This window comes from Caenispirillum salinarum AK4, assembly GCF_000315795.1.
In the GTDB taxonomy this organism is placed as follows: domain Bacteria; phylum Pseudomonadota; class Alphaproteobacteria; order Rhodospirillales; family Rhodospirillaceae; genus Caenispirillum; species Caenispirillum salinarum.
Genome location: NZ_ANHY01000016.1, coordinates 17,359 through 42,192, shown reverse-complemented (window position 1 = coordinate 42,192; position 24,834 = coordinate 17,359). Strand labels below are relative to the sequence as shown.

The following is a 24,834-nucleotide window of genomic DNA, read 5'->3' as shown; positions in this document are numbered from 1 at the left end:
TTGGGCCGAACGGTGGCGATGCTGTCTCAGTCGGTGGGGCCGTCGCCGGTGAAGACGCGGATCTCGCCGGCCTTGGCGGTCAGGCCGTCCTCGCCGGTGCCGGGGCCGCAGCGGCCGCCGGGCGTGACCTCGTGTCCGCGCATGGCGATGCGGGCCAGCGGGTCGGACCCGTCGCCGGCCATCTGCCAGCTTCCCTTGGGCTCGGGGTTGACCACCGCGAGGCTCCAGTCGCTGCCCTCCGCATCCTTGCGCAGAAGGCCGGTGACGCCGGTGGGCGACCACACCTGGTACTGCGGTCCTTCGCGGTTCAGCGTCGGCACCAGGGCGCGCATCTGGTTGGTCCGCCAGATGAAGTCCGAGATGTCGAACTGCGGGTCTTCCCAGTGCTCGGGACGGGTTTCCACCACGTGCAGCGGGCTCTTGAAGCCGTACTCGAACCCCATGGGCATCATCACGCCCGTGGAGAAGGTGGCCGTGAACAGGTAGAGCGCCTTGTACTGCTGCTCCACCGCCTTGGCCGAGGTGACCCCGCGATCGGCCAGCTCCTGGCGGAAGCGGGGGGTGTCGTGGCTTTCGGGGAAGGCGACAGAGGGCGCTATGCCGCGGAAGCGGTTGTACTGGTCCAGCAGCCAGGGGCTCTTGAAGTCCCACCACTTGGCGCTGTTGAACAGGAAGTCGAAGCGGGCGGGGCGCAGGGCCTCCACCTCGTCCTCGCGGCAACCCAGCGTTTCGGCGAAGAACAGGACGTCGGGGTTGATGGCGTGGGCGGCGTGGTTGACCCCAAGCCAGATGTCGGCCGGCACCTTGTAGGCGGCGTCGCACCGGAAGCCGCGCACGCCAAGCTTGACGTAGTGCTTCACCACGTCCTGGAAGTACCGCACGAAACCATCCAGTTCCGGCCGCGGTGTGAAGTCGATCTCCGCCAGGTCGCCCCACACCGTGACGTTCTCGGCGTTGGCGGGGTCGATGGCGTAGGGGCTTTGCAGTTCGCCCTTTTCATCGCGGGCGTAGAATTCCGGGTGCTGGTGCGTCAGCTCCGCGTCCTTGGAGGTGTGGTTGAGCACCAGGTCCATCATCACCGACAGGCCGTACTTCGCTGCCGAATCGATGAAGTTCTTCAACAGGACGTCGTCGGCCTCGTACGCATTTCCGCGCAGCATGGGGTTCAGGCGGTAGTAGTCCTTCACCGCATACAGCGACCCAGAGAACCCGGGGAAGTGGAACGGGTTCACGTAAATCCAGTTGAAGCCCATCTGGGCGATGCGGGGCAGGTGGCGCTGCCAGTCATGGATGGGGCCGGCCAGCAGCGGAAACAGATTGTAGATGCGGGGGCCGCGCGGCCCGACGGCGGACGTCATGAAATACCTCCGGAACGGGAAAAAGCAGGGCCAACCACAATCTCCATGATAGGGCCGGCGGGCGTCCGGGTCACGGGGGCGACTGTGAAATCTTCAAACAAATCGTATCAACGGCCGACCAGCGGCGGCGCCCGACCCGGCCGCCGGCCTTCATGCCGCTGCCTCGTCGAAACGCGGTTGCGGCGTAACCGGTTGCGCCGGACGGCCGCGCCACCGGCCTGAAGCGGCCCATCGTTTGGGTCGCGAAGGGATGTTGCGCGGGGATACGAAAATGCGTAGCATCAATTGCGAGGGGACAGGGAGACGCGCAACGCCATGACGCCGCCGTGGGCCATGCAATCGTTCATGCAATCGTTATCGTCGTCGCGTGCGACGTCGCAACCGCCGGTGCCGGTGCCGGCGCGGTGGGAGCAGGCCCTGCGCGGGCGGCCGGGTGTGACCGTCCTGCGGGATGCCGCGGTCGATGCGCCGTGGGGACCGGAATGTCTTCCGGCCGTGATCCTGCACCGGCGCGGGGCGGTGGTGCTGGAGCCGCGGGCGCCGCATGACATCGCCTGCATGTCGTCGGGTGGAAGCGGCGCCGCCAGTCCATGCCGCGCGGTGCTGGACGCGCGGCGCCGGGCCGACCTGCTGCAGCGCCATATCGTCGGACGCGCCCGCAGGCTGTTCCCGCGCCGCCTGTTCCCCAGGCGCTTCGCCGCCGCCCTGGATTTCTCCGCCGTGGTGCTGGTGGAGGCCCCTCCGAACGCTTCCGCCTCGGCCGCGGCCACCGGACGAACGGGGCGCGAGCGGATCTGTTCGGCCATCGTCTGGTCGGTCGAGACGCTGGTGGCGCATCTCGACGAACACGCGCACCCGCCGTCGAGGCGGGCGCTTCCGGTGCTGTCGACCGCAGAGGCGGCGCTGCTGGCGGCGGAGCTTGCCGTTCCGCTGTCGCCGCCCTCGGCGGAGGCAACCACGGCTCGCCACTTCGCGTTGCGCTTCCCGACGGGTCATCCCACCTAACGGGTGGGACGGCGCCCTGTCGTCCAGATGCCACCGCGACGGAGCCACTGCATGGAAATCGTTGAAATCGGCGGAATTTTCGGCCTTCTGCTGTTGATCGCCGATGTCTGGGCCATCGTCAACGTCTTCGGATCGGACCGGGGCACCGGCGCCAAGGTGCTGTGGATCCTGGCGATCCTCATCTTCCCGTTGCTGGGTTTCCTGGTCTGGCTGATCTTCGGACCGCGTAGCGCCAAGAGCGTCCGGTCGTGACGTCCGACGCCGGCCGACCGGGCGAAAGCCGTCAGCGCGCCGCCCACCGCGGGCGGGCGGCGCTGGTGGGACTCGCCGCCTTTCTGGGCGCGGTCTTCATCGCCATGCTGATCGCCGGGCTGGCGACGCGCGTCGGCGTGACCGGCTGGTACGCCGAGGCCTCGAAGCCCTTCTGGACGCCGCCCGACTGGGTGTTCACGCCCGTCTGGACCATCCTCTACACGCTGATGGCGGTCGCCGCCTGGCTGGTCTGGCGGCGCAGTGGCTGGCATGGAGCGCGTCTTGCGCTGACGCTGTTCTTCGTGCAGCTGGGGCTGAACGTCTTGTGGCCCATCCTGTTCTTCAGCTTCAAGCTGACCGGGTGGGCGTCGCTGGAAATCCTGCTGCTGGTGCTGGCGATCCTGGCGACGGCCTGGCGTTTCGACCGCCATTCCCGTATCGCCGCCGCGCTGCTGCTGCCCTATGCGGTGTGGACGGGCTATGCCGCCTCCATCAGCATTGCCGTCTGGCTGATGATGCCCGGCGCCGAGGCCGCCGGCGGCGCACCTCCCGCCTGATCCCCCTTCCGATCACGCCTGATCCGATCGGTGCCGCCGCCCGTTGATGCGGTGTCACCCGCCGCGCCGCCGGCGCTCCGCCCCCATCGGAGGAACCCGTGTCCACGCCCAGCCGCCAGCGCGCCGCCGAGGAGTCCGAAGGCGCATCGCCGTACAGCGCGGATGAAGCGCCGGCCAATCCGGCCGTCAGCGCGGCCGCTGAACAGATCAACGAAGACGCCAGCCCGGCGGCCAAGCATCGTCGCCGATTGCGCCTGGTCATTGCTCCTACCGTTCTGGCGCTGCTGGTGGTCGTGGTGTGGTTGCTGGGGACGACGCTGCTGCCGTTCATCGTCGCCGGCCTGCTGGCGGTGCTGCTAAGCCCCGTCGTGGAGCGCATGACCCGCTGGAAGCTGATGCCGCGCGCGGTTGCGGCCGTCCTGGTGACGGCAGGCGTGGTGCTGCTGATCGCCGGCATCATGGCCGCCATCACCCCCATGCTGGTGCGCGAGGTGACCAACCTGACGCAGCAACTGCCCGACATCCTGTCGCAGGTCTACTGGTGGGTCCGGCTGCGGGTGGGTGACACGGTCGACCTGCCGACTCAGGAGGACTTGCGCCAACGCGTCGCCGACATGGTGATGCCCGTCGGCACCTACATCGACAGCGCCCTGTCGTACGGCCTCAGTCTGTTTTCGACGCTGCTGCTGGTGTTCATCACGCCGTTCCTGACGGCCTACCTCCTGGCCGACTGGCCGCGCGTTCTGCGGCGGTCGGACTCGCTTCTGCCGCGCCGGTCGGCACCCACAATCCGCAGCATGATGAACGACATGCGCGTGCAGTTAGGCGCCTACATTCGCGGGCAGTTGCTGATCGTGCTGTGGCAGGGCGTGCTGCACGCCGCCGGCCTCATGCTGATCGGCCTGAACTTCGGGCTGATTATCGGCATCCTGACGGGGCTCGGGGCGCTGGTGCCGGTGATCGGCAACCTGACGATGTTTTCCATCGCCCTGATCGTCGCCGTCATCCAGTTCGAGACCATCGGCCCCGTGCTGGGCGTGATCGGCATCTATGCGCTGTCGCAGCTTCTAGAGACCACCGTCCTGACGCCCTGGCTGGTGGGGGAGCGCGTGCGCCTGCACCCCGTGTGGGTGATCTTCGCCCTCCTGATCGGCGGCAGCCTGTTCGGCCTTGTCGGCGCGCTGCTCGCGATGCCTGTGGCGGCGGTGCTGCGCGTTCTGTTCGGCTACACCGCCGAGCGCTACCGCAGCAGCAAGCTGTACGAGGAACTCTAGGCAAGTCCGGTGCGGCCGTAATTTCGGCAGCATCCGCAACGGGGCCGCCGGGCGCGGCGTTCTCCCGCAAGGACGCCCACAGACACACGAATTCAACTCTAAGCCGGATGGAGACGCACGAATGGCTGACCGCACGGACATCGACCGCCTGCGCAACCAGGTCGACATGCTGCGTGAGCAACTCGCCGATCTGACCGACGAGGCCGGTCACGAGGCCGAGCGCTACCGCGCCCGCGCCATGCGCCGGATGCGCGGCATGTACGGCCAGGCTCGCCACTATGCCACCGACGCCGGGGACCAGATGGGCCGCCAGGTCGGCCGGCATCCCATCACCAGCCTGCTGGTGGCCTTCGCCGTCGGCATCGCCCTCGGCAAGCTGCTGGACCTGGACCGCTCGTGAGCCGGACGGCTTTGACGGCACACTGTTCAGGCTCTAGCGAGGGGAAAAGAGGGGACACCGCATGATCGCCCGCCTCATGGCCGTCCTGGCCTTGAAGGAACGCGCAAAGGTCGCCATGGAAAACGCCGCGGAGGCAGCCGTCGCCGTGGCGATCCGCATCGCCATCAAGCTGGTGGCGGCCATTTTCCTGCTGATCGGTTTCATCTACGCCACCCTGGCGCTGTACCTGTACCTGGTGACCGTGATGGAGCCCTGGCAGGCCATGGGCATCGTCGCCGGCGGCATCCTGGTGATCGGCGTGGTCATCTTCCTGCTCGGATCGGGCGGCGCCAAGGGCGAGACGGCCGGCGAGGCGGCTCCGCGAGAGCCGCGCGGCGGTCGCCCCGCCGCTCCGCCACCGCGCACCCGGCGCCCGCCGGGCGAGCCACTCGAGGCCGATCCCATGGCCGCCATGGCCGCCCGCGGTGGCGAGGTGGGTGTCGCGTTGCATGAACGCCTGCGCCGCAATCCCGAACTGGCCGCCGCCGCGGCCCTGGGGGCGGGCCTGCTCATCGGCCGCAGCCCCGGAGCGCGCAAGGCTCTGCTGGCCCTGGTCAGCGCCGCGCTGGGAGCCAAGGCGGGCAACGACTGATCCGCGCCGGCGGCATCCAGTATCCGCCGCGCGCTGCAAGGGCCGCTCCGCTGAAAGGCGGTGGCGGCCCTTTCCTCGTTCGGTTTAGGCCGCACGCACCCTCCCGCCACGGCCAACAGTTTCTTTACCATCGTGTGACACTCTTGTTGCAGGTGCATCGGCGGACGTCCCGCGGGACTCACCGGGACGGATACGGCGGTGCCACACCCTACGGACAGGGAGGGCAAGGCCATGTCCGCGAGTGTCACCCTCATCTCCGCCATCATCGTCGCCTGCGGCGGCGGCGCCTGTGCCTACACCATGGCCGACGGCTTCGAAAGCGTGGAGCAATGCCGCCGCGTCGCGCCCATGATCGCCGGCATGTCCCGCGCCAACAGCCCGGTCCTGTCGGGCGCGCTGACCGCCGGCGCGGGGAACCGGCAACTCTACTTCGAATGCGTGGCGCACGGTCCGGCTCCCGCCGACACCGCCGCCGAGGGGTCGGGATCGGCCGCGGCGCCGACGGAGCCGTCGCGCGAGGTGGTCTTCCGCTTTTCGACGTCGGAACGGCTGACGGACCAGCTTGCGGGCCCGGCCTGGGAGGATTGAGGCCGTCAGGCTTCAGTCGGTCACCTTCACGCCCACCGCTTCCAGGTGCCGCCGGTTTTCCTCCAGCAGTGCCAGCATGTCGCTGACGTGAATGAACTTTTCCCGCGGTGCGCCGTCATGAGCGCGGGCGCGCTCGGCGGCATCGATGCGGCACCAGTCGTCATAGCAGACGTGGCGGTAGCCGCGCGCGGACAGGATTTTTTCGAGCCCGGCGCCGCCGCTACCGTGGGTGGTTTTGCCTGACAGGTGCTCCAGGGCGTGGCCGGCGGCCTCGCGGGCGCTCGCCCGGTTGGCGGTGATGACGCCGCGCGGCCCGTGGCGCGCCCAGCCCACCACGTAAAGCCCCGGCTCCACCACGCCGTCGGTGTTGGCGATGACGCCGCGGCGTTCGTCCAGCGGTACGCCGGGGAAGGGCACCGCCTTGTAGCCGATGCAGGTGACCACCGTGCCCACCTTCAGCGACTCGGTGACGCCCGTCGACAGCACCTGGCCTTTGACCAGCTTGGTGTGCTCCACCAGCAGGCCGGCGACGTTGCCCTGGCCGTTCCCCAGGATCGCCCTCGGCGCGCGGTGGAACAGCATGTGGACCCGCACCGGCACGTCCCGGCGGGCGCGCTGGGCGAAGCCGTGCAGGATCTCCAGGTTGCGCTTGGCGACGCGGGCGGCGCGGGGCTCCATGTCTTCCGGCGGATGCTCGGGCAGCAGGTGGGGCTCGACGATGGGGTCGGCCTGCGCCAACTCGCCCATCTCGCGCAGTTCGGCGGCGGTGAAGGCCGCCTGCGCGGGGCCGCGCCGGCCGAGCACGTAGATGTCGGTGACGGGGTGGCGCTCGATCACGCTGGCCGCCGGTCGGGCGAGGTCGGTATCGTGCGCCTCTTCCGGCGTCAGCGCCAGGATGCGCGCCACGTCCAGCGCCACGTTGCCGTTGCCGATGACGGCCACGCCCGGCCCCGGAATGCGGGGCGCGAGGTCGGCGAAATCGGGATGGCCGTTGTACCAGCCGACGAAGGCCGCCGAGCCGTAGACGCCCGCCAGATCCTCGCCCTTCACGCCCAGCTTGCGGTCGCCGGCGGCGCCGACGGCGATGACCACCACGTCGTAGAGCCGGCGCAACTCGCTGATGTCGATATCGTGGCCGACGGAAACATTGCCGAGGAACCGCACGCCCCCCTTGCTGAACAGGGGCTCGAACTGGCGGATGACCTGCTTGGTCTTCTGGTGGTCGGGCGCCACGCCCCCGCGCACGAGGCCATAGGGGGTGGGCAGCCGGTCCAGCACGTCCACCGCCACTTCCGGCGCCAGACGCTTGATCTCCTCGGCGCAATACAGGCCCGCGGGGCCGCTTCCGATGATGCAGACGCTTCCGGTGACGCTCATGCCTCGCCGTCTCCCTCCGCGTGGCTCAAGGACTGGGACGTCGAGTGTAGCGGATAATCCAGGTCCGTGGCGATGCATGAGGCGGCGGTGCGTCTTTCAGGGGCGTCATTCAAACGTCATGCAGAGGGACTGGACAACGGGACCTGATCGTATAACCTTAATGGGCGAGTGGGATAAGGCGCGTGGCCGTGGGGACGGGGACGCGCCGAATATGGCCTGGGGAGGCCGGGGGACACCACACCATGAGCCAACGCGAGTTGGAGCGTTTCGCGCGCGACATGCATACCGAAGACCACGTCTACCGTGCGGCCCTTCTGGCCGGTCTGCGCTGCCGCACCATGCCCGAGTTGGAGGCGTTCCTTCTCGGCCTGGGCTACGACGTCCGCGCCGCTGACCTGCGGACGGCCGGCGCCCTTGCACCCGTGCTTGAGGGGGGCGGCGCGGCCCAGTAATCTCCCAGGTCCAAGAATCCATGAACCGGACCAGGGAGATCGTCCTTTGCCCTTCTACGCCATCGACGGGCTGCGCCCCGTGGTGCATCCCAGCGCTTACGTCCACCCCACCGCCGTGCTGATCGGCGACGTCATCGTCGGCCCCAACTGCTATATCGCGCCCGGTGCGTCCCTGCGCGGTGATTTCGGCCGGCTGGTGCTGGAGGAAGGTTCCAACCTCCAGGACAACTGCACCATGCACGGCTTCCCCGGCACCGACACGGTGATCGAGGTCGACGGTCACATTGGCCACGGCGCGGTGCTGCACGGCTGCCGCGTCGGCCGCAATGCCCTGGTGGGCATGAACTGCGTGGTCATGGACGGCGCGGTGGTTGGGGAGTCGGCGATCATCGCCGCCTGTGCGTTCGTGAAGGCAGGGCAGGAGATTCCGGCCCGCACGCTTGCGGCCGGCATTCCCGCGAAGGTCCTGCGCGACCTGTCGGAGGAGGAGATCGCCTGGAAGCAGGCCGGCACGCGGGACTACCAGAACCTGGCCCTGCGCTCGGCCCGCAGCATGGTGGAGGTCCGCCCGCTGACCGAGATGGAGGAGGGGCGCCCCCGCTACGAGGGCGGCGAGGCCAAACCGAAGAACTAGGCAGGGGCGCGTGCCCCGGGAGGCGACGGCAATGGCAATCACCGACGGCGGCGACGACCCGTTCTTCCTGATCCACAGCGACCTGCCGCGCGAAGGGCCGGGCACCGACGACACCACCCGCCAGGCCATCGAGCGCCTGCCGCCCTTGCCCGAGCAGGCGGCGGTGCTCGACCTTGGGTGCGGGCCGGGACGGCACACCATCATCCTGGCGAAGATCCTGCGCCGCCCGGTGACGGGCATCGACCTCCACCGCCCGTACCTGGAGCGCATGATGGCCGAAGCCGCCCGCCAGGGCGTCGGCGATCTGGTGCGGGCGCGGCAGGAAGACATGATGCGCCTGTCCGATCCGGCCGAGAGCATCGACCTCATCTGGTCGGAAGGCGCGGCCTACAGTTCCGGCGTCGGTGAGGCGCTGACGGAATGGCGCCGGGTGCTCAAGCCCGCCGGCCTGTGCGTGTTTTCGGAGCTGACGTGGCTCACCGACGACCCGCCCGAGGAGCCCCGCGACTTCTGGGCCGACAACTATCCCGCCATGACCGGCATCGACGGCAATCGCCGCTTCGCCGAGAACGCGGGATACCATGTGTTCGACCACTGGGTAATGCCGCCGGCGGCGTGGTGGCCGGACTACTACACCCCCCTGCGCCGGCGCTGCGACGAACTGGCGCCCATCGCCGAGCACGACTCCGCCCTGGCCGGGGTGCTTGCCGGCGAGCGGCGCGAAATCGACGTTTTCGCCCGCTCCAACGGCAGTTATTCGTACGTTTTTTATTACTTGAGAAAACGTTGATATGAAACGCGGTTTCGTGCTGGCGCCGGTTTACCGCCGTGTCATTGCGCGGGCGCCGCTTGACGAGGGGCGGTGCGGGACCGAATTCTAGACCCGTGGCGCAGTGCCACAGCCGCCGGTTTCGCTGTATCGAACAGGCCTGACCGGCGGGCAACGTCAGTTGGGGCCCCGGATCTTGGGGGTCCGGCAAGGGAGACGACGACATGAAGCTTCGCCTCACCAAGCTCACCGCCGCCGCCTTCGCGCTCGCCGTCGGCATCGCCACCTTCGTGGCGACCAACCCGGCGGTCGCCTGCGACAAGTACGTGGGCGTGTGACGTCGGCGACGACGGCGCGCCGTTGAAGGAAGCCCCGGCGGCCGGCTCGGCCGCCGGGGTTTTCCGTTGTCCGTCGGAGGGGACGTCCTGGAAGAGAGACGTCAGCCGCCTTCCATTTCCTCGCGCAGCATTTCAAGTTCCAGCCAGCGTTCCTCGGACTGGGCCAGTTCGGTCTTCACCGCGTCCAGCTTGTCGGCCGTCTTCTGGAAGCGCTCCGGGTCCTTGGCGTAAAGGTTGCCGTCAGTCAGGGTCTTTTCCAGAAGCTCCGCCTCCGCCGTCAGGTCCTCGATACGCCTGGGCAGAAGCTCAAGGTCGCGTTGTTGCTTGTAGCTGAGCTTGGCGGTGCGCGGTTTGGGCTTTTCCTTCGGCGCGGCCGCCTTTTCGGCCTTTTCCGTTTTGGCCTTGGCGTGGGTGGCGTTGCTGACGGCGACGCCCTCGCCGCGCTGGGCCACCATGTCCGAGTAGCCGCCGGCATATTCCGTCGCCGTGCCGTCGCCCGGCATGAAGATCGACGCCGTCACCACGCGGTCGAGGAAGTCGCGGTCGTGGCTGACGATCAGCAAGGTGCCTTCGTATTCCGAGAGAAGCTCCTGGAGCAGGTCGAGGGTGTCCATGTCCAGGTCGTTGGTGGGCTCGTCCAGCACCAGGAAGTTGCTGGGCTTGGCGAGCGTCCTGGCCAGCAGCAGCCGGTTGCGCTCGCCGCCCGACAGGCTGCCGACGGGACTGCGGGCCTGGGTCGCGTCGAACAGGAAGTCCTTCATATAGCCGACCACGTGGCGCGGCGTGCCGCGCACGTTGACATGGTCGCCGCCGGTGTCGGCCAGGGTGTCCCACACCGTCTTGCTGTCGTCCAGGCCGCCCCGGCGCTGGTCCAGGTAGGTCATGGTCAGGTTGGTGCCCAGCCGCACGCGGCCCTCGTCGGGCTGCATCTGGCCGGTAAGGATCTTCAGGAGTGTCGACTTGCCGGCGCCATTGGGGCCGATGAAGCCCACCTTGTCACCGCGCAGGATGCGGGTGGAGAAATCGTCCAGGATCACCCGGTCGTCAAAGCGCTTGGAGACATGCTCGGCCTCGATCACCAGCTTGCCGGACGCCTGGCCCACGTCCGCCTCCATGGACACCGAGCCCGCCTTGGCGATGGTCAGCGACCGCGTCTTCCGCATCTCCTGCAGCTTGTTGAGGCGGCCCATGTTGCGCCGGCGGCGGGCGGGCAGGGTACGGCTGGCCCAGACGGCTTCCTCGGCGATCTGCTTATCCAGCTTGTGAATCTCGGCGGCCTCACGCGCCATGACCTCTTCCGACCAGCGGTCGAAGTCCTGGAAGCCCGCGTCGTTGCGCCGCACCACGCCGCGGTCCAGCCAGAAGGTCGTGTTGGTCAGGCGGTTGAGGAAGGCGCGGTCGTGGCTGATGAGCACCAGCCCGCCCCGGAAGCGCAGCAGTTCCTCTTCCAGCCATTGGATGGTCGGCAGGTCCAGGTGGTTGGTCGGCTCGTCCAGCAGCAGAATGTCGGCGCCCGAGACGAACAGCCGCGCCAGCGCCGCCCGGCGCGCCTCGCCGCCCGAGAGCGTCGTGGGGTCCAGCGACGGGTCCAGCGCCACGGCGTCCAGCAGGATGTCGACGTGGTGCAATTCGTCCGCCTGCGCCGCCGAGAGGCCCTGCGCCACGAAGTCGTGCACGGTGGCGAAGCCGGACAGGTCGGGCTCTTGCGGCAGATAGGCGACCTTCACGCCCGGCTGTGTCCAGATTTCCCCGCCGTCGGGCTGCACCACGCCTGCGGCGATCTTCAGCAGCGTCGACTTGCCGGACCCGTTGCGGCCCACCAGCGAGACGCGGTCGCCGCGTCCCACGGCGACCTCCACACCGGTGAACAGGGCCTTGTCGCCCAGCGAGAGGCGGATGTCTTTCAGCGTCAGAAGCGGGGGCGCCGGCGGCACGGGTGCGATGTCCTCTAAAGGCCAGGAAACAGGCGGGAAAGAGGCCGCGTTTGTACCACCCTCCCTACGCCACGTGCAACGCGCCCGCCGGGTGGGTCGGCTGCACGCCCCAGATCTCGCGGGCGTAGTCCATCACCACACCGTCGGCGCTGAACTTGCCCATGCGCGCAATCGTCAGGATGGACCGGCGCGTCCAGTCGTCGGGATCATCCACGAACAGCCGCTCCGCCTTGTCCTGGGCCTCCAGATAGGCGGCGAAATCGGCGCACAGCATGTAGCGGTCACCGCCGGAGGTCAGGCTTTCGATGATCGGCCGGTGTCGGCCGGGATCGGAAGGCGAGAAGTAGCCGTCGGAGATCATGTCGAGCACGCGGGCGAGCGCCGGGTTGGAAGCGACGAAGACCTTGGGATCGTAGCCCTCGCGCGTCATGCGTTCCACGTCGCCGGCGGACAGGCCGAAGAAGAACAGGTTTTCCTCGCCGACCTCCTCCGCGATCTCGATGTTGGCGCCGTCGCGGGTGCCGATGGTGAGCGCGCCATTGAGCGCCAGCTTCATGTTGCCGGTGCCGGACGCCTCTGTGCCGGCGGTGGAAATCTGCTGCGACAGGTCGGCGGCGGGCATGATGCGCTCCGCCACGCTGACATTGTAGTCGGGGACGAAGACCAGCTTGAGGGCGTCGCGCGTCGCCGGGTCGCGGTTGATGACGTCGGCCACGTCGTTGATGAGCCGGATGATGGCCTTCGCCATGGCGTATCCTGGTGCGGCCTTGCCGGCGATCAGCACCGTGCGCGGCGCGACGTCGTCGCCCGCCCACAGGCGGTTGTAGCGGTGGATGACGTGCAGCACGTTCAGAAGCTGGCGCTTGTATTCGTGGATGCGCTTGACCTGAACGTCGAACAGGCTGGACGGGTCCAGCGGCCCGGAGATGCGATGGGCCAGCCAGCGGCTCAGACGCTCCTTCGCTTCGCGCTTTTCCGCCATGACGGCGGCGCGGAAGCCCTCTTCCTCGGCCAGCGGCATCAATTCGCGCAGGCGCTCCAGGTCGGTCTTCCAGGCTTCCCCGATGCGGGCGGTGATGAGGCCCGACAGGCCGGGGTTCGCCTGGTTGAGCCAACGGCGCGGGGTAATGCCGTTGGTGCGGTTGACGATGCGGTCGGGGAACAGGCGGTGCAGGTCGGAGAAGATGCCCGCCCGCATCAGGTCGGTGTGCAGGCGCGCCACCCCGTTGACCTTGTGGCTGCCGACGAAGGCCAGGTGCGCCATGCGCACGCGCTTCTCCGGTTCCTCGGCGATCAGCGAGACGCGGCGCGCCAGGTCGTGCTCGCCGGGGAAGCGGTGGCGCACGTCGTCCAGGAACCGGGCGTTGATCTCGTAGATGATTTCCAGGTGGCGCGGCAGCAGGCGCTCGAACAGGGCGACCGGCCACGTCTCCAGCGCCTCGGGCAGAAGGGTGTGGTTGGTGTAGGCAAACGTGCCGACGCAAATCTCCCACGCCTCGCCCCAGGGCAGGCGATGCTCGTCCATCAGCAGGCGCATCAGTTCCGGAACGGCGACGCTGGGATGCGTGTCGTTGAGCTGCACCGCCACCTTCTCCGGCAGGCGGGCGAGATCACCGTGACGCTTCAGGAAGCGGCGCAGGATGTCGCGCAGGCTCGCGGCGGCGAAGAAGTACTCCTGCTTGAAGCGCAGTTCCTTGCCCTGGCTGGTGCTGTCGTCCGGGTAGAGCACCTGGGCGATGGTCTCGGACGCGGAGGCCTCGCGCACGGCTTCGATGTAGTCGCCCCGGTTGAAGCGGGCCAGGTCGAATCCCTTGCTGGCCTTGGCGTCCCACAAGCGAATGTTGTTGACCGTCCAGGCGCCGAAGCCGGGGATGGGCAGGTCGTAGGCGGTGGCGATCACCTCCTCGCCGCCTTCCCAGTGGCGGCGCGGGCGTCCGTCCTGGTCGCGGTACTCCACGGTGTGGCCGCCGAAGCGGATCGGGTAGGCGACTTCCGGCCGCGCAAATTCCCACGGGTTGCCGCGCGCCAGCCAGTTCTCCGGCATCTCGCGCTGTTCGCCGTTCTCGATGACCTGGCCGAACATGCCGTGGTGATAGTGGATGCCGTACCCCATGCCCGGGATGCCGACGGTCGCCATGCTGTCGATGAAGCAGGCCGCCAGCCGCCCCAGACCGCCGTTGCCCAGGGCGGCCTCGGGCTCCTGCTCGGCGATGGCATCCAGGTCCTGCCCCAGAACGGCCAGCGCGGCGCAGGTGACGTCGAGCACGCCGGTGGACAGCACATTGGCCTTCAGCGACCGCCCGATGAGGAATTCCAGCGACAGGTAGTAGATGCGCTTGGCGTCGGAATGGTCGGCCTGGCGCAGGCTGTCGATCCAGGTCTCCACCAGCAGGTCGCGCACAGTGCGCGCGGTAACCATGTACCAGTCGTGCGGCGTGGCGTCGCCGGCGTCCTTGCCGATGCCGTGCTTGAGGTGGTCGAGCAGCCGGCGCTGCACGTCGCGAACCTCGCGGTCCGGCAGGGCGGCGGCGGACGGCGTATCGGAGCGGCGGCGGCGGTCGGTCACGGCGGCGGTCCCTGTGCGATGCGCGGAAGGCGGCGGGCGGACGTGCGACGGGGCGGCCGCTGCGACCGCCCCGGGGCGACTCCTTGCGAGTCTAACCTTCCTTGCCGAACGGGGAAACCGGTGACCTTCCGGCGCCCTCCTTCAACCGCCGGTACGCGGTTCGGCATCCCTGCGCCGCCGCGTGCGAGCCGCGTCGCCCGGCGGCGGCCCAGTAAGGTCGTCGTCGGTTTCGCCCAGCGGCTCGATCCAGAACCGGCAGGAGGCGGTGCCGATCGCTTCGTCGTGGGCCAGGAATTCCGCCTGATCGCGCGACATCGGTGCGCTGCGGCCATGAATCTGCGTGACGGAGCTTTTCCAGCACACGCGATAAAGCCCGCCGCGCGACACGGCCCGATGCCCCGATTCGGTGCTCAACATCCGTTACCTCCATTTGCGCGTATTATTCTTACTTCCGGATTGCCCGTCTACCGAAAGCCGATAAGCCGGCTTGTCCTTTGGGGTAACAGTTCGAGGGGCGATTCGATCCGTGCCGGCCAGGATTTTTCCGCTTGCCACCGGCGGTTTTTCCTTGGGCATGTCTTGCAACGTCTTTGTCCGCGCAAGGGGGCGGTGCCGGTTTGTCGCGCCGGTTTCCCGGCGCCGGCTTGGCGAAACCGGGCGTTCCCATTCCGCGAAATGCTGGCGGCCATGCAGCGCCTTCCGCTTCCGCATTCCACCTTCGGCGCGCTATGCTCGCCGAAAGAACGAGCCGAGGGTTGGAGGGAAACCCATGACGGAGAAGCTCACGCGCGATGCTGGCGGCGCCGTCGACGACATCATCGCCGAGATGCGCCGCACTTTCCTGGACGAGGCGGCGGACACGCTGCGCGCCCTGGAGCTGGTGGTGGAGGATGCCCGCCACGATCGGCTGCCCCAGGCCGACATGGTCCACCGGGTGCGCACCGACGCGGTATCCCTGCGCGGCCAGGCGGCCAACCTTGGTCTGGCGCTGATCGCCACCGTCGCGGCGCGGCTGGAGGATTACCCGGTGGGCACGCGACAGCTGCCGCCGCGCGGTTTCGACGACATGGAAGTGTTCATAGAGACGCTTCTCGACATCGTGGAAGGCCGCATCTCCATGGACACCGAGGCGGCGGCCCTGGTCCGCAGGCTGCCGCCCAAGGCCGGTTTCCGCGTGGGCGACATCGAGGTGCGCGACGTGGAGGTGCTGCTGGTCATGCCCTACGGGGCGGCGGCGCACTTCGTGGAGCGCGAGTTGCAGCAGTGCGGCTATCGCACCCACACCATCGGCAACACCTTCGACGCGCTGTCGGTGATCGTGCGCACCAAGCCCGACCTTGTGATCGTCGGTGCCGTGATGCCCGACCTGTCAGGCATCGACCTGGTGATGGGCCTGCACGCCATGCCGCAGACCCGCAACATCCCGACGGCCCTGATCACCAGCCTGCCGCCCGAGGACGACTATCTGAAGCTGCTGCCGCCCGACGTCCCGGTGATCCACAAGGGCGCGCAGTTCGGCGACGACCTGGCCGACGCGCTGGACCGGCTGTTCCTGATCTGAGGTGTCCAGCATCGGGCCACCCGGGTTGACCAAGGAAGCGAGGGAGCGCGAGGGCGCAAGGGGCTCCCTCGCATTCACTTCCGGCGCAGCCGCAAAGCGTGCCGGGCTGGCGCCGCTCGTTCACCGCCCCCATTCTACTGGTCCCGCCCGATTGTCTCACCAAGCCATTTCACGAGGACCACCGCATGGAAACGCGCCCGCTTGGACGCACCGGCCTGAACGTCTCGGCCATCTGCCTCGGCACCATGACGTTCGGAGAGCAGAACACGGAAGCCGAGGGTCACGTCCAGCTTGATTACGCGCTGGATCACGGCGTCAACTTCCTGGATACCGCCGAGCTGTACCCCGTCACGCCCCGGCGCGAGACGCAGGGCCGGACGGAGGAGATCATCGGCAGTTGGATGAAGGCGCGCGGCACGCGGGACAAGGTGATCGTGGCGTCGAAGGTCGTCGGCCCGTCGCCGGCCATGGACTGGTTCCGCGGCCCCGGTCATCGCCTGGACCGGGCGAACATCACGGCCGCCCTGGACGCCAGCCTCGCGCGGCTGCAGACGGACGTGATCGACCTCTACTACCTGCACTGGCCGGACCGGAAGACCAACTTCTTCGGCCAACTCGGCTATACCCACGATCCCGATGACGACGCTGTGGCGCTGGAGGAAAGCCTGTCGGTGCTGGCCGATGCGCAAGAGGCCGGCAAGATCCGCCACATCGGCCTTTCCAATGAAACGCCATGGGGCCTCATGCACGCGCTGCATCTGGCGGAGACCAGGGGGCTGCCGCGCGTCGCCTGCGTGCAGAACCCCTACAACCTGCTCAACCGGTCCTACGAAGTGGGGATGGCCGAGTGCTCCATCCGCGAAGAGGCAGGCTTGTGCGCCTACAGCCCGCTCGGCTTCGGGACGCTGTCGGGCAAGTACCTGGGCGGGGCCATGCCGCCGGGGGCCCGCATCACGCTGTTTCCCGACCGCTACACCCGCTACACCAGGCCCCGCGCGGTGGGGGCGACGGAGGCCTATGTGGCCCTGGCGCGGGACCACGGGCTGGACCCCGCGCAGATGGCGCTGGCCTACGTGACGTCGCGGCCGTTCGTGACCTCCAACATCATCGGTGCGACCACCATGGCACAGCTTGAGAGCAACATCGCCTCCGCGGGGCTGGACCTGCCCGAAGCGGTGCTGGAGGGCATCGAGGCCATCCACGCCGGGAACCCCAACCCGGCGCCCTGAGTGCCCGCCCAAGGGCGTAGTCCGGGCGAGGAAAGGGAAGACGGAAGCGGCCGTCGCGGCTAGACTGCGGCGGCCGTTCTCCGTTCACGCCCAGACTTAAGGTCCCTCGCCATGTACCTGGATTTCAAGCATTCCCTTTTTGGCGCTATTCCCTTCGGGAACGATTTCACCCATTTGGTGTTTGGACTCGTGGTGCTGTTGGTGACCGCCATCGTGTTCCGCCAGCACGTGGGGAAATGGTCAACATTGCTGCCAGTCGTGCTGATCTCCCTTGCGATGGAGCTGACGGACGTGTTGGTATATGGGCATGACGCGGGTGCCGCCGCGCGCGACTTCGTGACGTTCTGCCTGGTGCCGGCGATCCTGGTGCTGGTATTCCGACAAGGATGGGCCAAGGCGTGACACATTCCCACGACGAAACCGCTTCGGGCGTCATCAATCTGGATGTCGGGGCCAATCTGGCGACGGCTCTGAAGGCCATCATGGCCGCCGTGCGCGGGCACCTGCCGCCGCCGCTGGCGGAGCAGTTCGCGCTGGACGTCACTCCGCCCGAGTTTCCCGAAGTGCCGGCGTCCAACGATTTCCTCGAGGCGCTGCTGCCGCATCTGGTGCCGGCCGTGCGCTTCCTGCGCGATGCCGGCGTACCCGAGGAGCATATCCGCGTCGTCGTCATGGAGGCACTGGAACCCTACCTCGCGCACGACGGCGACCTGCGCGCCGTGCATGGCGAGGTCGCTCCGGCCAGCCGCTCCGACGCCGCCGACGATGATGCCGACGGCATCGACGGGCCGCGCCCGCCGGCCGCCGGGGATGAGGCGGTGCAGGTGGAGGCCGCCGAGGCTTCCGACGACACGCTGGTCGTCCGCGGCTGCGGCTATCTGCGCATGATGCGGGAGATGGGCGCCTCCGACCTGGGCGCCTGGATGACCTGCGGGCTGGAGGAGCGCATCTGCGCCCACCAGGGCCTGCGTCTCCTGAGCAATGCCCAGTATCGCGGCGGCAAGACCTGCCGCTTCCAGGACGTCAGCAAGGCCGCCGAAACCAGCGAGTCCGGCTGACCGACTGCGTCAGCCTCCCATCTGCGCGCTTCGCCGCGCCGCCCGAGCCCTCAGCGCGACGAGAACGTCAGCGCTTCTTCCGCCGCACGGATCAGTGCGCGGGCCTTGTTGGCGCACTCCTGGTATTCGCTCTCGGGATCGCTGTCGGCCACGATGCCTGCGCCGGCCTGGATGTGCATGACTCCGTCCTTGACCAGCGCGGTGCGCAGCGCGATGGCCGTATCCATGCCGCCGTTGGCCGCGATGTAGCCGATGGCGCCGGCGTAGAAGCTGCGGCGCAACCCTTCCAGCTCGTCGATGATCTCCATGGCACGGACCTTGGGCGCGCCCGAGACGGTGCCGGCGGGGAAGCCGGCCATCAGCGCGTCCATGGCGTCCAGTTCGGGGCGGATGGTGCCCTCGACGTTGGAGACGATGTGCATGACGTGGCTGTAGTTCTCGATGACCATCTTCTCGGTCACCTTGATGGTGCCCACCTTGGTCACCCGGCCGACGTCGTTGCGGCCCAGGTCCAGCAGCATCAGGTGCTCGGACAGTTCCTTGGGGTCGGCCAGCAGGTCGGCGGCCAGTTCCTTGTCCTCTGCCGGGGTGGCGCCGCGCTTGCGGGTGCCGGCGATGGGGCGGATGGTCACTGTGTCGTCACGCAGCCGCACCAGGATCTCGGGGCTGGAGCCGACGATGGTGAAGCCGCCCATGTCCAGGTGGAACAGGAACGGTGACGGGTTCGTCCGCCGCAGCGCCCGGTAGAGCTGAAACGGCGGCAGCTTGAAGTCCAGGCCGTAGCGCTGCGACAGCACCACCTGGAAGATGTCGCCGTCGACGATGTAGTCCTTGGCCTTGGCGACCATGTCGTGGAACTGCTCGCGCGTGACGCTGGAGGTCGGCTCCGGCCGCTCCGTCCCCGGGTGCAGGGGCTCGCGCCGATAGGGCAGGGAGCGTTCGAAGTCCGCCACCGCGTCGGCCAGGCGTTCCTGTGCCTGCTCCCAGGCCGCCGCCGCGTCCACGCCCTGGCGCGGGCGGACGGGGGTGACCAGGGTCACCGAATCCTTGATGGTGTCGAAGATCGCCATCAGCGTCGGCCGGATGAAGACGCCGTCGGGGATGCCCAGCGGGTCGGGGTTGCTGTCCGGCAGGGTCTCGACCAGACGCACCATGTCATAGCCCATGTAACCCACCAGGCCCGCGGCCATGGGCGGCAGGGCTTCGGGCAGGTCGATGCGGCTTTCCGCGATCAGGCGCCGCAGGCTGTCGAAGGCGGTGCCGTCGGGCTGGAAGACGTCGGGGTCGGTGCGGGCCGAGCGGTTGATCTCGGCGGCGTCGCCTCGGCAGCGCCAGATCAGGTCCGGCTTCAGCCCGATGATGGAATAGCGCCCGCGCACGGCGCCGCCCTCCACGCTTTCCAGCAGGAAGCTCATGGCCTGTCCGTCGGCGAGCTTGAGGTAGGCCGAAACGGGCGTCTCCAGGTCCGCCACCAGGGTGCGCCAGACCACCTGCGCCGCGCCCTGCTCGTAGAGGCGGGAGAAGGTGGCGAAGTCGGGATGCGCGGTCATGGAGCGGTCCTGCGGTGGGATGACGGAGCGGTGCGGCAAAGAAGGAGCGGGGCCACCCTCAGGGGCGGCCCCGCGGGTCGGGGATTACAGGGTGCGGTCAATCAGCGCCCGGTCGACCTTCACGCCATAGCGGTCGGCGAAGGCCTCCAGGAACTGGGTCGACAGGTCGTCGGCCAGGCCGCGGCGGATTTCCGTCCGCACCTGCTCGAAGCCCTGGGCCTGGGTCGGCTGCTCGACGGGCAGGATGTCCGTCAGCTTGGCGACGATCCAGCCGTCCCGGCCGCGCGCGACCGCCACGGCCCCCGGCGCATCGGCCTGGAACAGCTCCGCCACGGCGGCGGCGGGCAGCGGGCCCGCGGGCGTCTGCAGGCCCTGGGCATCGCGGCGGAAGGGCTGGGTCGTGCCGTGCGGCAGGCCCGCTTCCTCGGCCAGCGCCGGCAGGCGGGCGCCCTCGCGGATACGGTCGGCGAGGCCGCGCGCGGTCTCCTCCGACAGGGTCTGGCGGGTTTCGGCCTGCCACAGGGCGATCACGTCCTCGCGCACGTCCTCGAACGGGCGGGGCTGCGGCGGCGTGATCTCGTCAACCCGCACGATGAAGAAGCCCCGGCCGATCTCTTCCAGCAGCGATTCGCGACCGGCCTCCAGCGAGAAGGCGGTGTTCAGGAAGATCTCTTCCTCGGGCAGGGCGGCGACCGGCGCACCCTCGGGGCCGAGGCCCTGCGGATCGACGGCGGGGATGGTCAGAAGCTCCAGGTTGGACTGCCGTGCCGCTTCCTCCAGCGTCGCGCCACCGCCGAGGGCGTCCTCGACATCGGCGGTCAGGTCGTAGAGCACGTCGATGGCCTTGTCGGCGGCGACCCGTTCACGCACCTGGTCGCGCACGTCCTCCAGCGACGGAGTCTCGCCGCCGAGGATTTCCGCGACGTGGAAGACGTGCCAGCCGATGGGCGTCTGCACGGCATCGCTGACGGCGCCTTCCTCCATGGCGAAGACCACGTCGGCGGCGCTGGGGGGCAGGGTGTCGGCGGTCATCGCGCCCAGGTCCAGCGGCGCCGGAGCGCCGGCCTGCTCGGCGGCGTCCGCCAGCGTCGCGCCGCCCCGGGCGGCTTCAGCCACGGCGCGGGCGGTCTGTTCGTCGCCCACCAGCACCTGCGAGATCACGCGCTGCTCGGCCTGTTCAAGCTGAGGCAGCATGGCCTCGTATTCGGCGCGCAGTTCCTCGTCGGTGACGTTGACCTCGTCGGTCAGGTCGGAAGGGCGCATGACCAGCGCCGTCAGGGTGCGGTATTCCGGGGCGGTGAAGGCATCGATGTTCTCGTCGTAGACGGTGCGCAGTTCCGGGTCGGCGGGGACCGGCGGCAGCTCCTGCGCCGCATCCGGCACGCGCAGCACGGCGGCCTGGCGCTCCTCGGCCACACGCTCGAACAGCGGCACCACCAGGGGCTGGGGCGCCACCGCGCCGGCCGCGGCCGTGCTCAGGAGCGCCTCGCGCGTCAGGTCCTGGCTCAGGCCGCGCAGGAACTGCTCTTCCGTCAGGTTGTTCTGCGCCAGGACGCGGCGGAACAGGTCGCGGTCGAACTGGCCCTGCTGGTTCTGGAAGGCTGGAATCTCGGTGATGCGCTGGCGCAGGTCCTGGGGCGCGGGCTGCACGCCCAGGTCGGCGGCGGCGGCGTCGACCACGGCCTGCCGCGCCAGTTGGGCGATCACCTGGTCCACCACGCCGAGGTCGCGGGCGCGTTCGGCGGTGATCTCGGGGCCGAGGACGCCGCGCAGGCGCTCCACCTCGCGCTGGAAGGCGGCCTGGACGGTCTGCGGCGACACCTCCACATCGCCCACTTCAATGGCCGGCGCGTCGCCGCCGACACCGCGCACCACGTCGCCGATGCCCCAGATGCCGAAGCTGAAGATCAGGAGAATGAAGAGAACCTTGGCGGGGCCTTTGCTGGCACCCCTGCGAAGCGCGTCGAGCATGGTGCGGGGGAGTATCCGTACTTGTGGAAAATCAGGTTTGGCGGGCATCTTAAGGGCCGCGTCCGGCCCCGGCAACCGGAGAAAATGGCGGGCCCTGCGCCTCCGCGCCCTGTGGTCAAGCGTTGCGGCCTGTGGTAGAGCAAACCCCACCCGTATCTAGGAGGGATCGACCTGACATGACCGCGCGCCGTCCCCTGATTGCCGGCAACTGGAAGATGAACGGCCTTCGCGCCGACGGGCTCAAGCTGGTGGAGGGGCTGATCGCCCACCTCCGCGAGGGCGATCAGCCCTTCGACATGCTGGTGTGCCCGCCGATGACGCTGGTGGCCGACGTCGCCGCCGCGTCCACAGCCTCAACCCTTCTTGTGGGCGGCCAGGACTGCCACCAGAACGAGAAGGGCGCCCACACCGGCGATACCTCGGCCTGGATGCTGAAGGACGTCGGCGCGACCCACGTCATCGTCGGCCACTCCGAGCGCCGCGCCGATCACGCCGAGTCGTCCGAAGTGGTCAAGGCCAAGGCCGGGGCTGCCCATGCAGCCGGCCTGACCGCCATCATCTGCATCGGCGAGACCGAGGACGAGCGCGACCGCGGCGAGGCGCTGGCCGTCGTTTCCGGGCAGCTTCTGGACAGCCTGCCGGACGGTGCGACGCCCGACAACACGGTCATCGCCTATGAGCCCGTCTGGGCCATCGGCACCGGCAAGACCGCCACGCCCGACGACGTGGCCGAAATGCACGGCGAGATCCGCAAGAAGGCCCACGAGAAGCTGGGCAGCGAGGCCAACCGCCTGCGCATCCTCTACGGCGGCTCGGTCAAGCCGGCCAATGCCGAGGAACTGCTGGCCCTGACCGACGTGGACGGCGCCCTTGTCGGCGGTGCCAGCCTCAAGGTCGAAGACTTCTGGGCCATCGCCAAGGCGGCGGGCTGAACCGGCTGAAAGGGTGTGCCGGGCCGCTTGAATGGCCTTTCGATGACATTTCATCTGGCCTTGAGCGGCGCGGCGCACTAAAACAGCGTCCAACGCACCAACAGACACCGCGGACGGGGCCGTCCTCCCTTTTCTGGCACGGCCCGCGTCCGCATTTGGGTTTAGAAGAGACCGATGATCACAGTAGTCCTCGTCATCCACCTGCTGATCTGCATCGCGCTGGTCGGGCTGATCCTCCTGCAGCGGTCCGAAGGCGGCGGGCTCGGCATGGGCGGCGGCGGTGGTGGCGGCGGCGCCGGTGGCGCCGGCCTGATGAGCGGCCGTGCCGCCGGCAACGCGCTGACCCGCACCACCGGCATCCTGGCCGCTGCCTTCTTCGCCACCAGCATGACGCTGGCGCTGCTCGCCAATGAGGGCGGCTCGCGCGCCGACGCCATTCTGGAAGACGCGCCCATCGACCCGACGCCGGTTCCGGCCGTTCCGGGCGAGGGTGAGGCTCCGGCGGTACCGGCCGAGCCGCAGGCGCCCATCGCCGGCGACTGATCATCCGCTGACGGAGGCGGCCCCGGGGCCGCCTCCCGCCGTTTCAAGCCGCCGGTTGTCTTGGCGGCCCGTCAAGAAGAACCACGCCCGCCGGCGGACATGCGCGCGGCGGCGCGTTCCGATTCGAGGTTAGGGTACGCTCCCATGACGCGCTTCATCTTCATCACCGGTGGTGTGGTCTCCTCGCTGGGCAAGGGCCTGGCCTCGGCGGCGCTGGGCGCCGTTCTGCAGGCGCGCGGGTACAAGGTGCGCCTGCGCAAGCTGGACCCGTACCTGAACGTCGACCCGGGCACCATGAGCCCGACCCAGCACGGCGAGGTCTACGTCACCGACGACGGGGCCGAGACTGACCTGGACCTGGGGCACTACGAGCGGTTCACGGGTGTGCCGTCGCGCCGGTCCGACAACGTGACCACGGGCAAAATCTACTCCAACGTGCTCGCCAAGGAGCGCCGGGGCGACTACCTGGGCGGCACCGTGCAGGTCATTCCCCACGTCACCGACGCCATCAAGACCTTCGTCCTTTCCGACGTGGAGGACGAGGACTTCATGCTGATCGAGATCGGCGGCACGGTGGGCGACATCGAGGGCCTGCCGTTCCTGGAGGCCATCCGCCAGCTGGGCAACGAGCTGGGGCCGCAGCGCACGCTGTTCGTGCACCTGACCCTGCTGCCCTACATCCCGACCGCCGGCGAACTGAAGACCAAGCCGACCCAGCACTCGGTCAAGGAACTCTTGAGCGTCGGCATCCAGCCCGACATCCTGATGTGCCGGGCCGACCGGCCGATCCCCGACGGCGAGCGCCGCAAGATCGCGCTGTTCTGCAACGTGCCGTACGAGAACGTCATCCCGGCGCTGGATGTGGGCTCCATCTACGAGGTGCCGATTTCCTACCACCAGGAAAAGCTCGACATCCAGGTGCTCAAGCACTTCGGCATCGAGGCCGCACCCGTGGTGGACCTGTCGCGGTGGGAGCGGGTGACCGAGCGCGTCGCCAAGCCCGAGGGCGAGGTGACCATCGCCGTCGTCGGCAAATACACCTCGCTGCTCGACAGCTACAAGTCCCTGGCCGAGGCCATGACCCACGGCGGCATCGCCAACAACGTCAAAGTCAGGCTGGAGTGGATGGACGCGACCATCTTCGAGAAGGAAGACGCGGCCTATCATCTGGAAAACGTGTCCGGCATTCTCATTCCCGGCGGGTTCGGCGAACGCGGGGCCGAGGGCAAGATCAAGGCGGCCCAGTTCGCGCGCGAGCGCAAGGTGCCGTTCCTGGGCATCTGCTTCGGCATGCAGATGGCGGTCATCGAGGCCGCGCGGAACATGGCGGGCCTGGAGAACGCCAGCTCCAGCGAGTTCGGCCCGACCGACGAGCCGCTGGTGGGCATCATGACCGAGTGGCTGCAGGGCAATACGCTGGTGCGCCGCAACGCCAACGACGACCTGGGCGGCACCATGCGCCTGGGCGCCTACGAGTGCCACCTGAAGGAAGGCTCTCTGGTGCGCGAGGTCTACGGCAAGGAGCGCATCTTCGAGCGCCACCGCCACCGCTACGAGGTCAACATCAATTATCGCGAGAAGCTGGAAGAGGCGGGGCTGATGTTCTCGGGCATGTCGCCGGACGGCGTGCTGCCGGAAATCGTCGAGAACCCGGACCACCCGTGGTTCATCGGCGTGCAGTTCCACCCGGAACTGAAGTCCAAGCCCTTCGACCCGCACCCGCTGTTCACCGCCTTCGTAAAGGCGGCGGTGGATCGGTCGCGGCTGGTTTAAATAAGCGCTTCGCGCGCGGGGCCAGCCCCGCACCCCGCCGGAGGCGGAAGCCTCCGGACCTCCACTTCTTTTGAAAGAAACT

General features: G+C 68.6%; 24 protein-coding genes. 17 read left to right on the top strand and 7 right to left on the bottom strand.

All coding sequences use genetic code 11. The features are described from left to right. Window positions 1–26: 26 nt before the first annotated feature. Window positions 27–1,358, bottom strand: a complete 1,332-nt coding sequence (locus tag C882_RS15755) for an alpha-amylase family glycosyl hydrolase (protein ID WP_009541641.1) — start codon at window positions 1,356–1,358, stop codon at window positions 27–29. A gap of 315 nt (window positions 1,359–1,673) precedes the next feature. Here C882_RS15755 and C882_RS15750 point away from each other — a divergent pair, with 315 nt between their 5' ends. The 7 genes from C882_RS15750 (at window position 1,674) to C882_RS15720 (ending at window position 6,065) form a co-directional block, all read left to right on the top strand. After that, entirely contained in the window at window positions 1,674–2,363 is a 690-nt protein-coding gene (locus C882_RS15750; RefSeq protein ID WP_009541639.1) for a hypothetical protein, read from the top strand. Between the two features lie 51 nt (window positions 2,364–2,414). Next, window positions 2,415–2,615: a PLD nuclease N-terminal domain-containing protein gene (locus tag C882_RS15745; RefSeq protein WP_009541638.1), complete on the top strand. Its 201-nt coding sequence runs from the start codon at window positions 2,415–2,417 to the stop codon at window positions 2,613–2,615. Next, window positions 2,612–3,172, top strand: a complete 561-nt coding sequence (locus C882_RS15740; RefSeq protein ID WP_009541637.1) for a TspO/MBR family protein — start codon at window positions 2,612–2,614, stop codon at window positions 3,170–3,172. Before C882_RS15745 ends, C882_RS15740 begins: the two co-directional genes overlap by 4 nt. Before the next feature lie 98 nt (window positions 3,173–3,270). Then, a complete protein-coding gene (locus C882_RS15735) occupies window positions 3,271–4,446 on the top strand; it encodes an AI-2E family transporter (RefSeq protein ID WP_009541636.1) in 1,176 nt (391 codons plus the stop codon). A gap of 121 nt (window positions 4,447–4,567) precedes the next feature. Beyond that, entirely contained in the window at window positions 4,568–4,846 is a 279-nt protein-coding gene (locus C882_RS15730; RefSeq protein ID WP_009541635.1) for a hypothetical protein, read from the top strand. Between the two features lie 61 nt (window positions 4,847–4,907). Further along, window positions 4,908–5,477 carry a phage holin family protein gene (locus C882_RS25080; RefSeq protein ID WP_009541634.1) on the top strand — a complete coding sequence of 190 codons (570 nt, stop codon included), beginning with the start codon at window positions 4,908–4,910 and terminating at the stop codon, window positions 5,475–5,477. 231 nt (window positions 5,478–5,708) lie between these two features. Further along, entirely contained in the window at window positions 5,709–6,065 is a 357-nt protein-coding gene (locus C882_RS15720) for a hypothetical protein (RefSeq protein ID WP_009541633.1), read from the top strand. Between the two features lie 12 nt (window positions 6,066–6,077). Here C882_RS15720 and C882_RS15715 read toward each other — a convergent pair whose 3' ends face one another. After that, complete coding sequence (locus tag C882_RS15715; protein WP_009541632.1) at window positions 6,078–7,442, bottom strand: FAD-dependent oxidoreductase; 1,365 nt, start codon at window positions 7,440–7,442, stop codon at window positions 6,078–6,080. Window positions 7,443–7,684: 242 nt separating this feature from the next. Between C882_RS15715 and C882_RS15710 the strand changes: the two genes are divergently transcribed. Genes C882_RS15710 through C882_RS15700 form a run of 3 tightly spaced genes read left to right on the top strand, consistent with a single transcriptional unit; the run spans window position 7,685 to window position 9,318 of the window. Continuing rightward, window positions 7,685–7,894 carry a hypothetical protein gene (locus C882_RS15710; RefSeq protein WP_009541631.1) on the top strand — a complete coding sequence of 70 codons (210 nt, stop codon included), beginning with the start codon at window positions 7,685–7,687 and terminating at the stop codon, window positions 7,892–7,894. Between the two features lie 46 nt (window positions 7,895–7,940). Beyond that, complete coding sequence (gene paaY, locus C882_RS15705; protein WP_009541630.1) at window positions 7,941–8,528, top strand: phenylacetic acid degradation protein PaaY; 588 nt, start codon at window positions 7,941–7,943, stop codon at window positions 8,526–8,528. Window positions 8,529–8,559: 31 nt separating this feature from the next. Then, window positions 8,560–9,318, top strand: a complete 759-nt coding sequence (locus C882_RS15700; RefSeq protein WP_009541629.1) for a class I SAM-dependent methyltransferase — start codon at window positions 8,560–8,562, stop codon at window positions 9,316–9,318. 418 nt (window positions 9,319–9,736) lie between these two features. On the opposite strand, the gene C882_RS15695 is transcribed toward C882_RS15700, so the two are convergent. The 3 genes from C882_RS15695 to C882_RS15685 all read right to left on the bottom strand — a co-directional run bounded on the left by C882_RS15695 (window position 9,737) and on the right by C882_RS15685 (window position 14,552). Next, on the bottom strand, window positions 9,737–11,569 hold the full coding sequence (locus tag C882_RS15695; RefSeq protein WP_009541627.1) for an ABC-F family ATP-binding cassette domain-containing protein: 1,833 nt from the start codon (window positions 11,567–11,569) through the stop codon (window positions 9,737–9,739). Window positions 11,570–11,633: 64 nt separating this feature from the next. Next, a complete protein-coding gene (locus C882_RS15690; protein ID WP_009541626.1) occupies window positions 11,634–14,135 on the bottom strand; it encodes a glycogen/starch/alpha-glucan phosphorylase in 2,502 nt (833 codons plus the stop codon). Between the two features lie 141 nt (window positions 14,136–14,276). Further along, entirely contained in the window at window positions 14,277–14,552 is a 276-nt protein-coding gene (locus tag C882_RS15685; RefSeq protein WP_009541625.1) for a hypothetical protein, read from the bottom strand. Between the two features lie 352 nt (window positions 14,553–14,904). Here C882_RS15685 and C882_RS15680 point away from each other — a divergent pair, with 352 nt between their 5' ends. The 4 genes from C882_RS15680 (at window position 14,905) to C882_RS15665 (ending at window position 17,983) form a co-directional block, all read left to right on the top strand. Further along, complete coding sequence (locus C882_RS15680; RefSeq protein ID WP_009541624.1) at window positions 14,905–15,696, top strand: Hpt domain-containing protein; 792 nt, start codon at window positions 14,905–14,907, stop codon at window positions 15,694–15,696. 185 nt (window positions 15,697–15,881) lie between these two features. After that, a complete protein-coding gene (locus tag C882_RS15675; protein WP_009541623.1) occupies window positions 15,882–16,925 on the top strand; it encodes an NADP(H)-dependent aldo-keto reductase in 1,044 nt (347 codons plus the stop codon). A 111-nt stretch (window positions 16,926–17,036) separates the two neighbouring features. Then, complete coding sequence (locus C882_RS15670; protein ID WP_043645972.1) at window positions 17,037–17,327, top strand: hypothetical protein; 291 nt, start codon at window positions 17,037–17,039, stop codon at window positions 17,325–17,327. Next, window positions 17,324–17,983 carry a hypothetical protein gene (locus C882_RS15665; RefSeq protein ID WP_009541621.1) on the top strand — a complete coding sequence of 220 codons (660 nt, stop codon included), beginning with the start codon at window positions 17,324–17,326 and terminating at the stop codon, window positions 17,981–17,983. Before C882_RS15670 ends, C882_RS15665 begins: the two co-directional genes overlap by 4 nt. Window positions 17,984–18,033: 50 nt before the next feature. Here C882_RS15665 and trpE read toward each other — a convergent pair whose 3' ends face one another. After that, window positions 18,034–19,533 (bottom strand): anthranilate synthase component I, encoded by a 1,500-nt coding sequence (gene trpE, locus C882_RS15660; RefSeq protein ID WP_009541620.1) that lies wholly within the window; start codon window positions 19,531–19,533, stop codon window positions 18,034–18,036. A gap of 84 nt (window positions 19,534–19,617) precedes the next feature. After that, window positions 19,618–21,504 carry a SurA N-terminal domain-containing protein gene (locus C882_RS15655; protein ID WP_009541619.1) on the bottom strand — a complete coding sequence of 629 codons (1,887 nt, stop codon included), beginning with the start codon at window positions 21,502–21,504 and terminating at the stop codon, window positions 19,618–19,620. Window positions 21,505–21,680: 176 nt separating this feature from the next. On the opposite strand from C882_RS15655, the gene tpiA reads away from it, so the two are divergent. The 3 genes from tpiA to C882_RS15640 all read left to right on the top strand — a co-directional run bounded on the left by tpiA (window position 21,681) and on the right by C882_RS15640 (window position 24,752). Further along, the gene (tpiA, locus tag C882_RS15650) at window positions 21,681–22,436 is read left to right on the top strand and encodes a triose-phosphate isomerase (protein WP_009541617.1); all 756 of its coding nucleotides are present in this window, start codon (window positions 21,681–21,683) and stop codon (window positions 22,434–22,436) included. Between the two features lie 174 nt (window positions 22,437–22,610). After that, window positions 22,611–22,979: a preprotein translocase subunit SecG gene (gene secG / locus C882_RS15645; protein ID WP_009541616.1), complete on the top strand. Its 369-nt coding sequence runs from the start codon at window positions 22,611–22,613 to the stop codon at window positions 22,977–22,979. Window positions 22,980–23,123: 144 nt separating this feature from the next. Continuing rightward, on the top strand, window positions 23,124–24,752 hold the full coding sequence (locus C882_RS15640) for a CTP synthase (protein WP_009541615.1): 1,629 nt from the start codon (window positions 23,124–23,126) through the stop codon (window positions 24,750–24,752). Window positions 24,753–24,834: the final 82 nt, after the last annotated feature.

Excerpts from the sequence above, each read along its gene's own strand:
- C882_RS15755 (WP_009541641.1), bottom strand. The coding sequence starts at position 1,358 with ATGACGTCCGCCGTCGGGCCGCGCGGCCCCCGCATCTACAATCTGTTT.
- C882_RS15750 (WP_009541639.1), top strand. The coding sequence starts at position 1,674 with ATGACGCCGCCGTGGGCCATGCAATCGTTCATGCAATCGTTATCGTCG.
- C882_RS15745 (WP_009541638.1), top strand. The coding sequence starts at position 2,415 with ATGGAAATCGTTGAAATCGGCGGAATTTTCGGCCTTCTGCTGTTGATC.
- C882_RS15730 (WP_009541635.1), top strand. The coding sequence starts at position 4,568 with ATGGCTGACCGCACGGACATCGACCGCCTGCGCAACCAGGTCGACATG.
- C882_RS25080 (WP_009541634.1), top strand. The coding sequence starts at position 4,908 with ATGATCGCCCGCCTCATGGCCGTCCTGGCCTTGAAGGAACGCGCAAAG.
- C882_RS15720 (WP_009541633.1), top strand. The coding sequence starts at position 5,709 with ATGTCCGCGAGTGTCACCCTCATCTCCGCCATCATCGTCGCCTGCGGC.
- C882_RS15715 (WP_009541632.1), bottom strand. The coding sequence starts at position 7,442 with ATGAGCGTCACCGGAAGCGTCTGCATCATCGGAAGCGGCCCCGCGGGC.
- C882_RS15710 (WP_009541631.1), top strand. The coding sequence starts at position 7,685 with ATGAGCCAACGCGAGTTGGAGCGTTTCGCGCGCGACATGCATACCGAA.
- C882_RS15700 (WP_009541629.1), top strand. The coding sequence starts at position 8,560 with ATGGCAATCACCGACGGCGGCGACGACCCGTTCTTCCTGATCCACAGC.
- C882_RS15685 (WP_009541625.1), bottom strand. The coding sequence starts at position 14,552 with ATGTTGAGCACCGAATCGGGGCATCGGGCCGTGTCGCGCGGCGGGCTT.
- C882_RS15680 (WP_009541624.1), top strand. The coding sequence starts at position 14,905 with ATGACGGAGAAGCTCACGCGCGATGCTGGCGGCGCCGTCGACGACATC.
- C882_RS15675 (WP_009541623.1), top strand. The coding sequence starts at position 15,882 with ATGGAAACGCGCCCGCTTGGACGCACCGGCCTGAACGTCTCGGCCATC.
- C882_RS15670 (WP_043645972.1), top strand. The coding sequence starts at position 17,037 with ATGTACCTGGATTTCAAGCATTCCCTTTTTGGCGCTATTCCCTTCGGG.
- trpE (WP_009541620.1), bottom strand. The coding sequence starts at position 19,533 with ATGACCGCGCATCCCGACTTCGCCACCTTCTCCCGCCTCTACGAGCAG.
- C882_RS15655 (WP_009541619.1), bottom strand. The coding sequence starts at position 21,504 with ATGCTCGACGCGCTTCGCAGGGGTGCCAGCAAAGGCCCCGCCAAGGTT.
- tpiA (WP_009541617.1), top strand. The coding sequence starts at position 21,681 with ATGACCGCGCGCCGTCCCCTGATTGCCGGCAACTGGAAGATGAACGGC.
- secG (WP_009541616.1), top strand. The coding sequence starts at position 22,611 with ATGATCACAGTAGTCCTCGTCATCCACCTGCTGATCTGCATCGCGCTG.
- C882_RS15640 (WP_009541615.1), top strand. The coding sequence starts at position 23,124 with ATGACGCGCTTCATCTTCATCACCGGTGGTGTGGTCTCCTCGCTGGGC.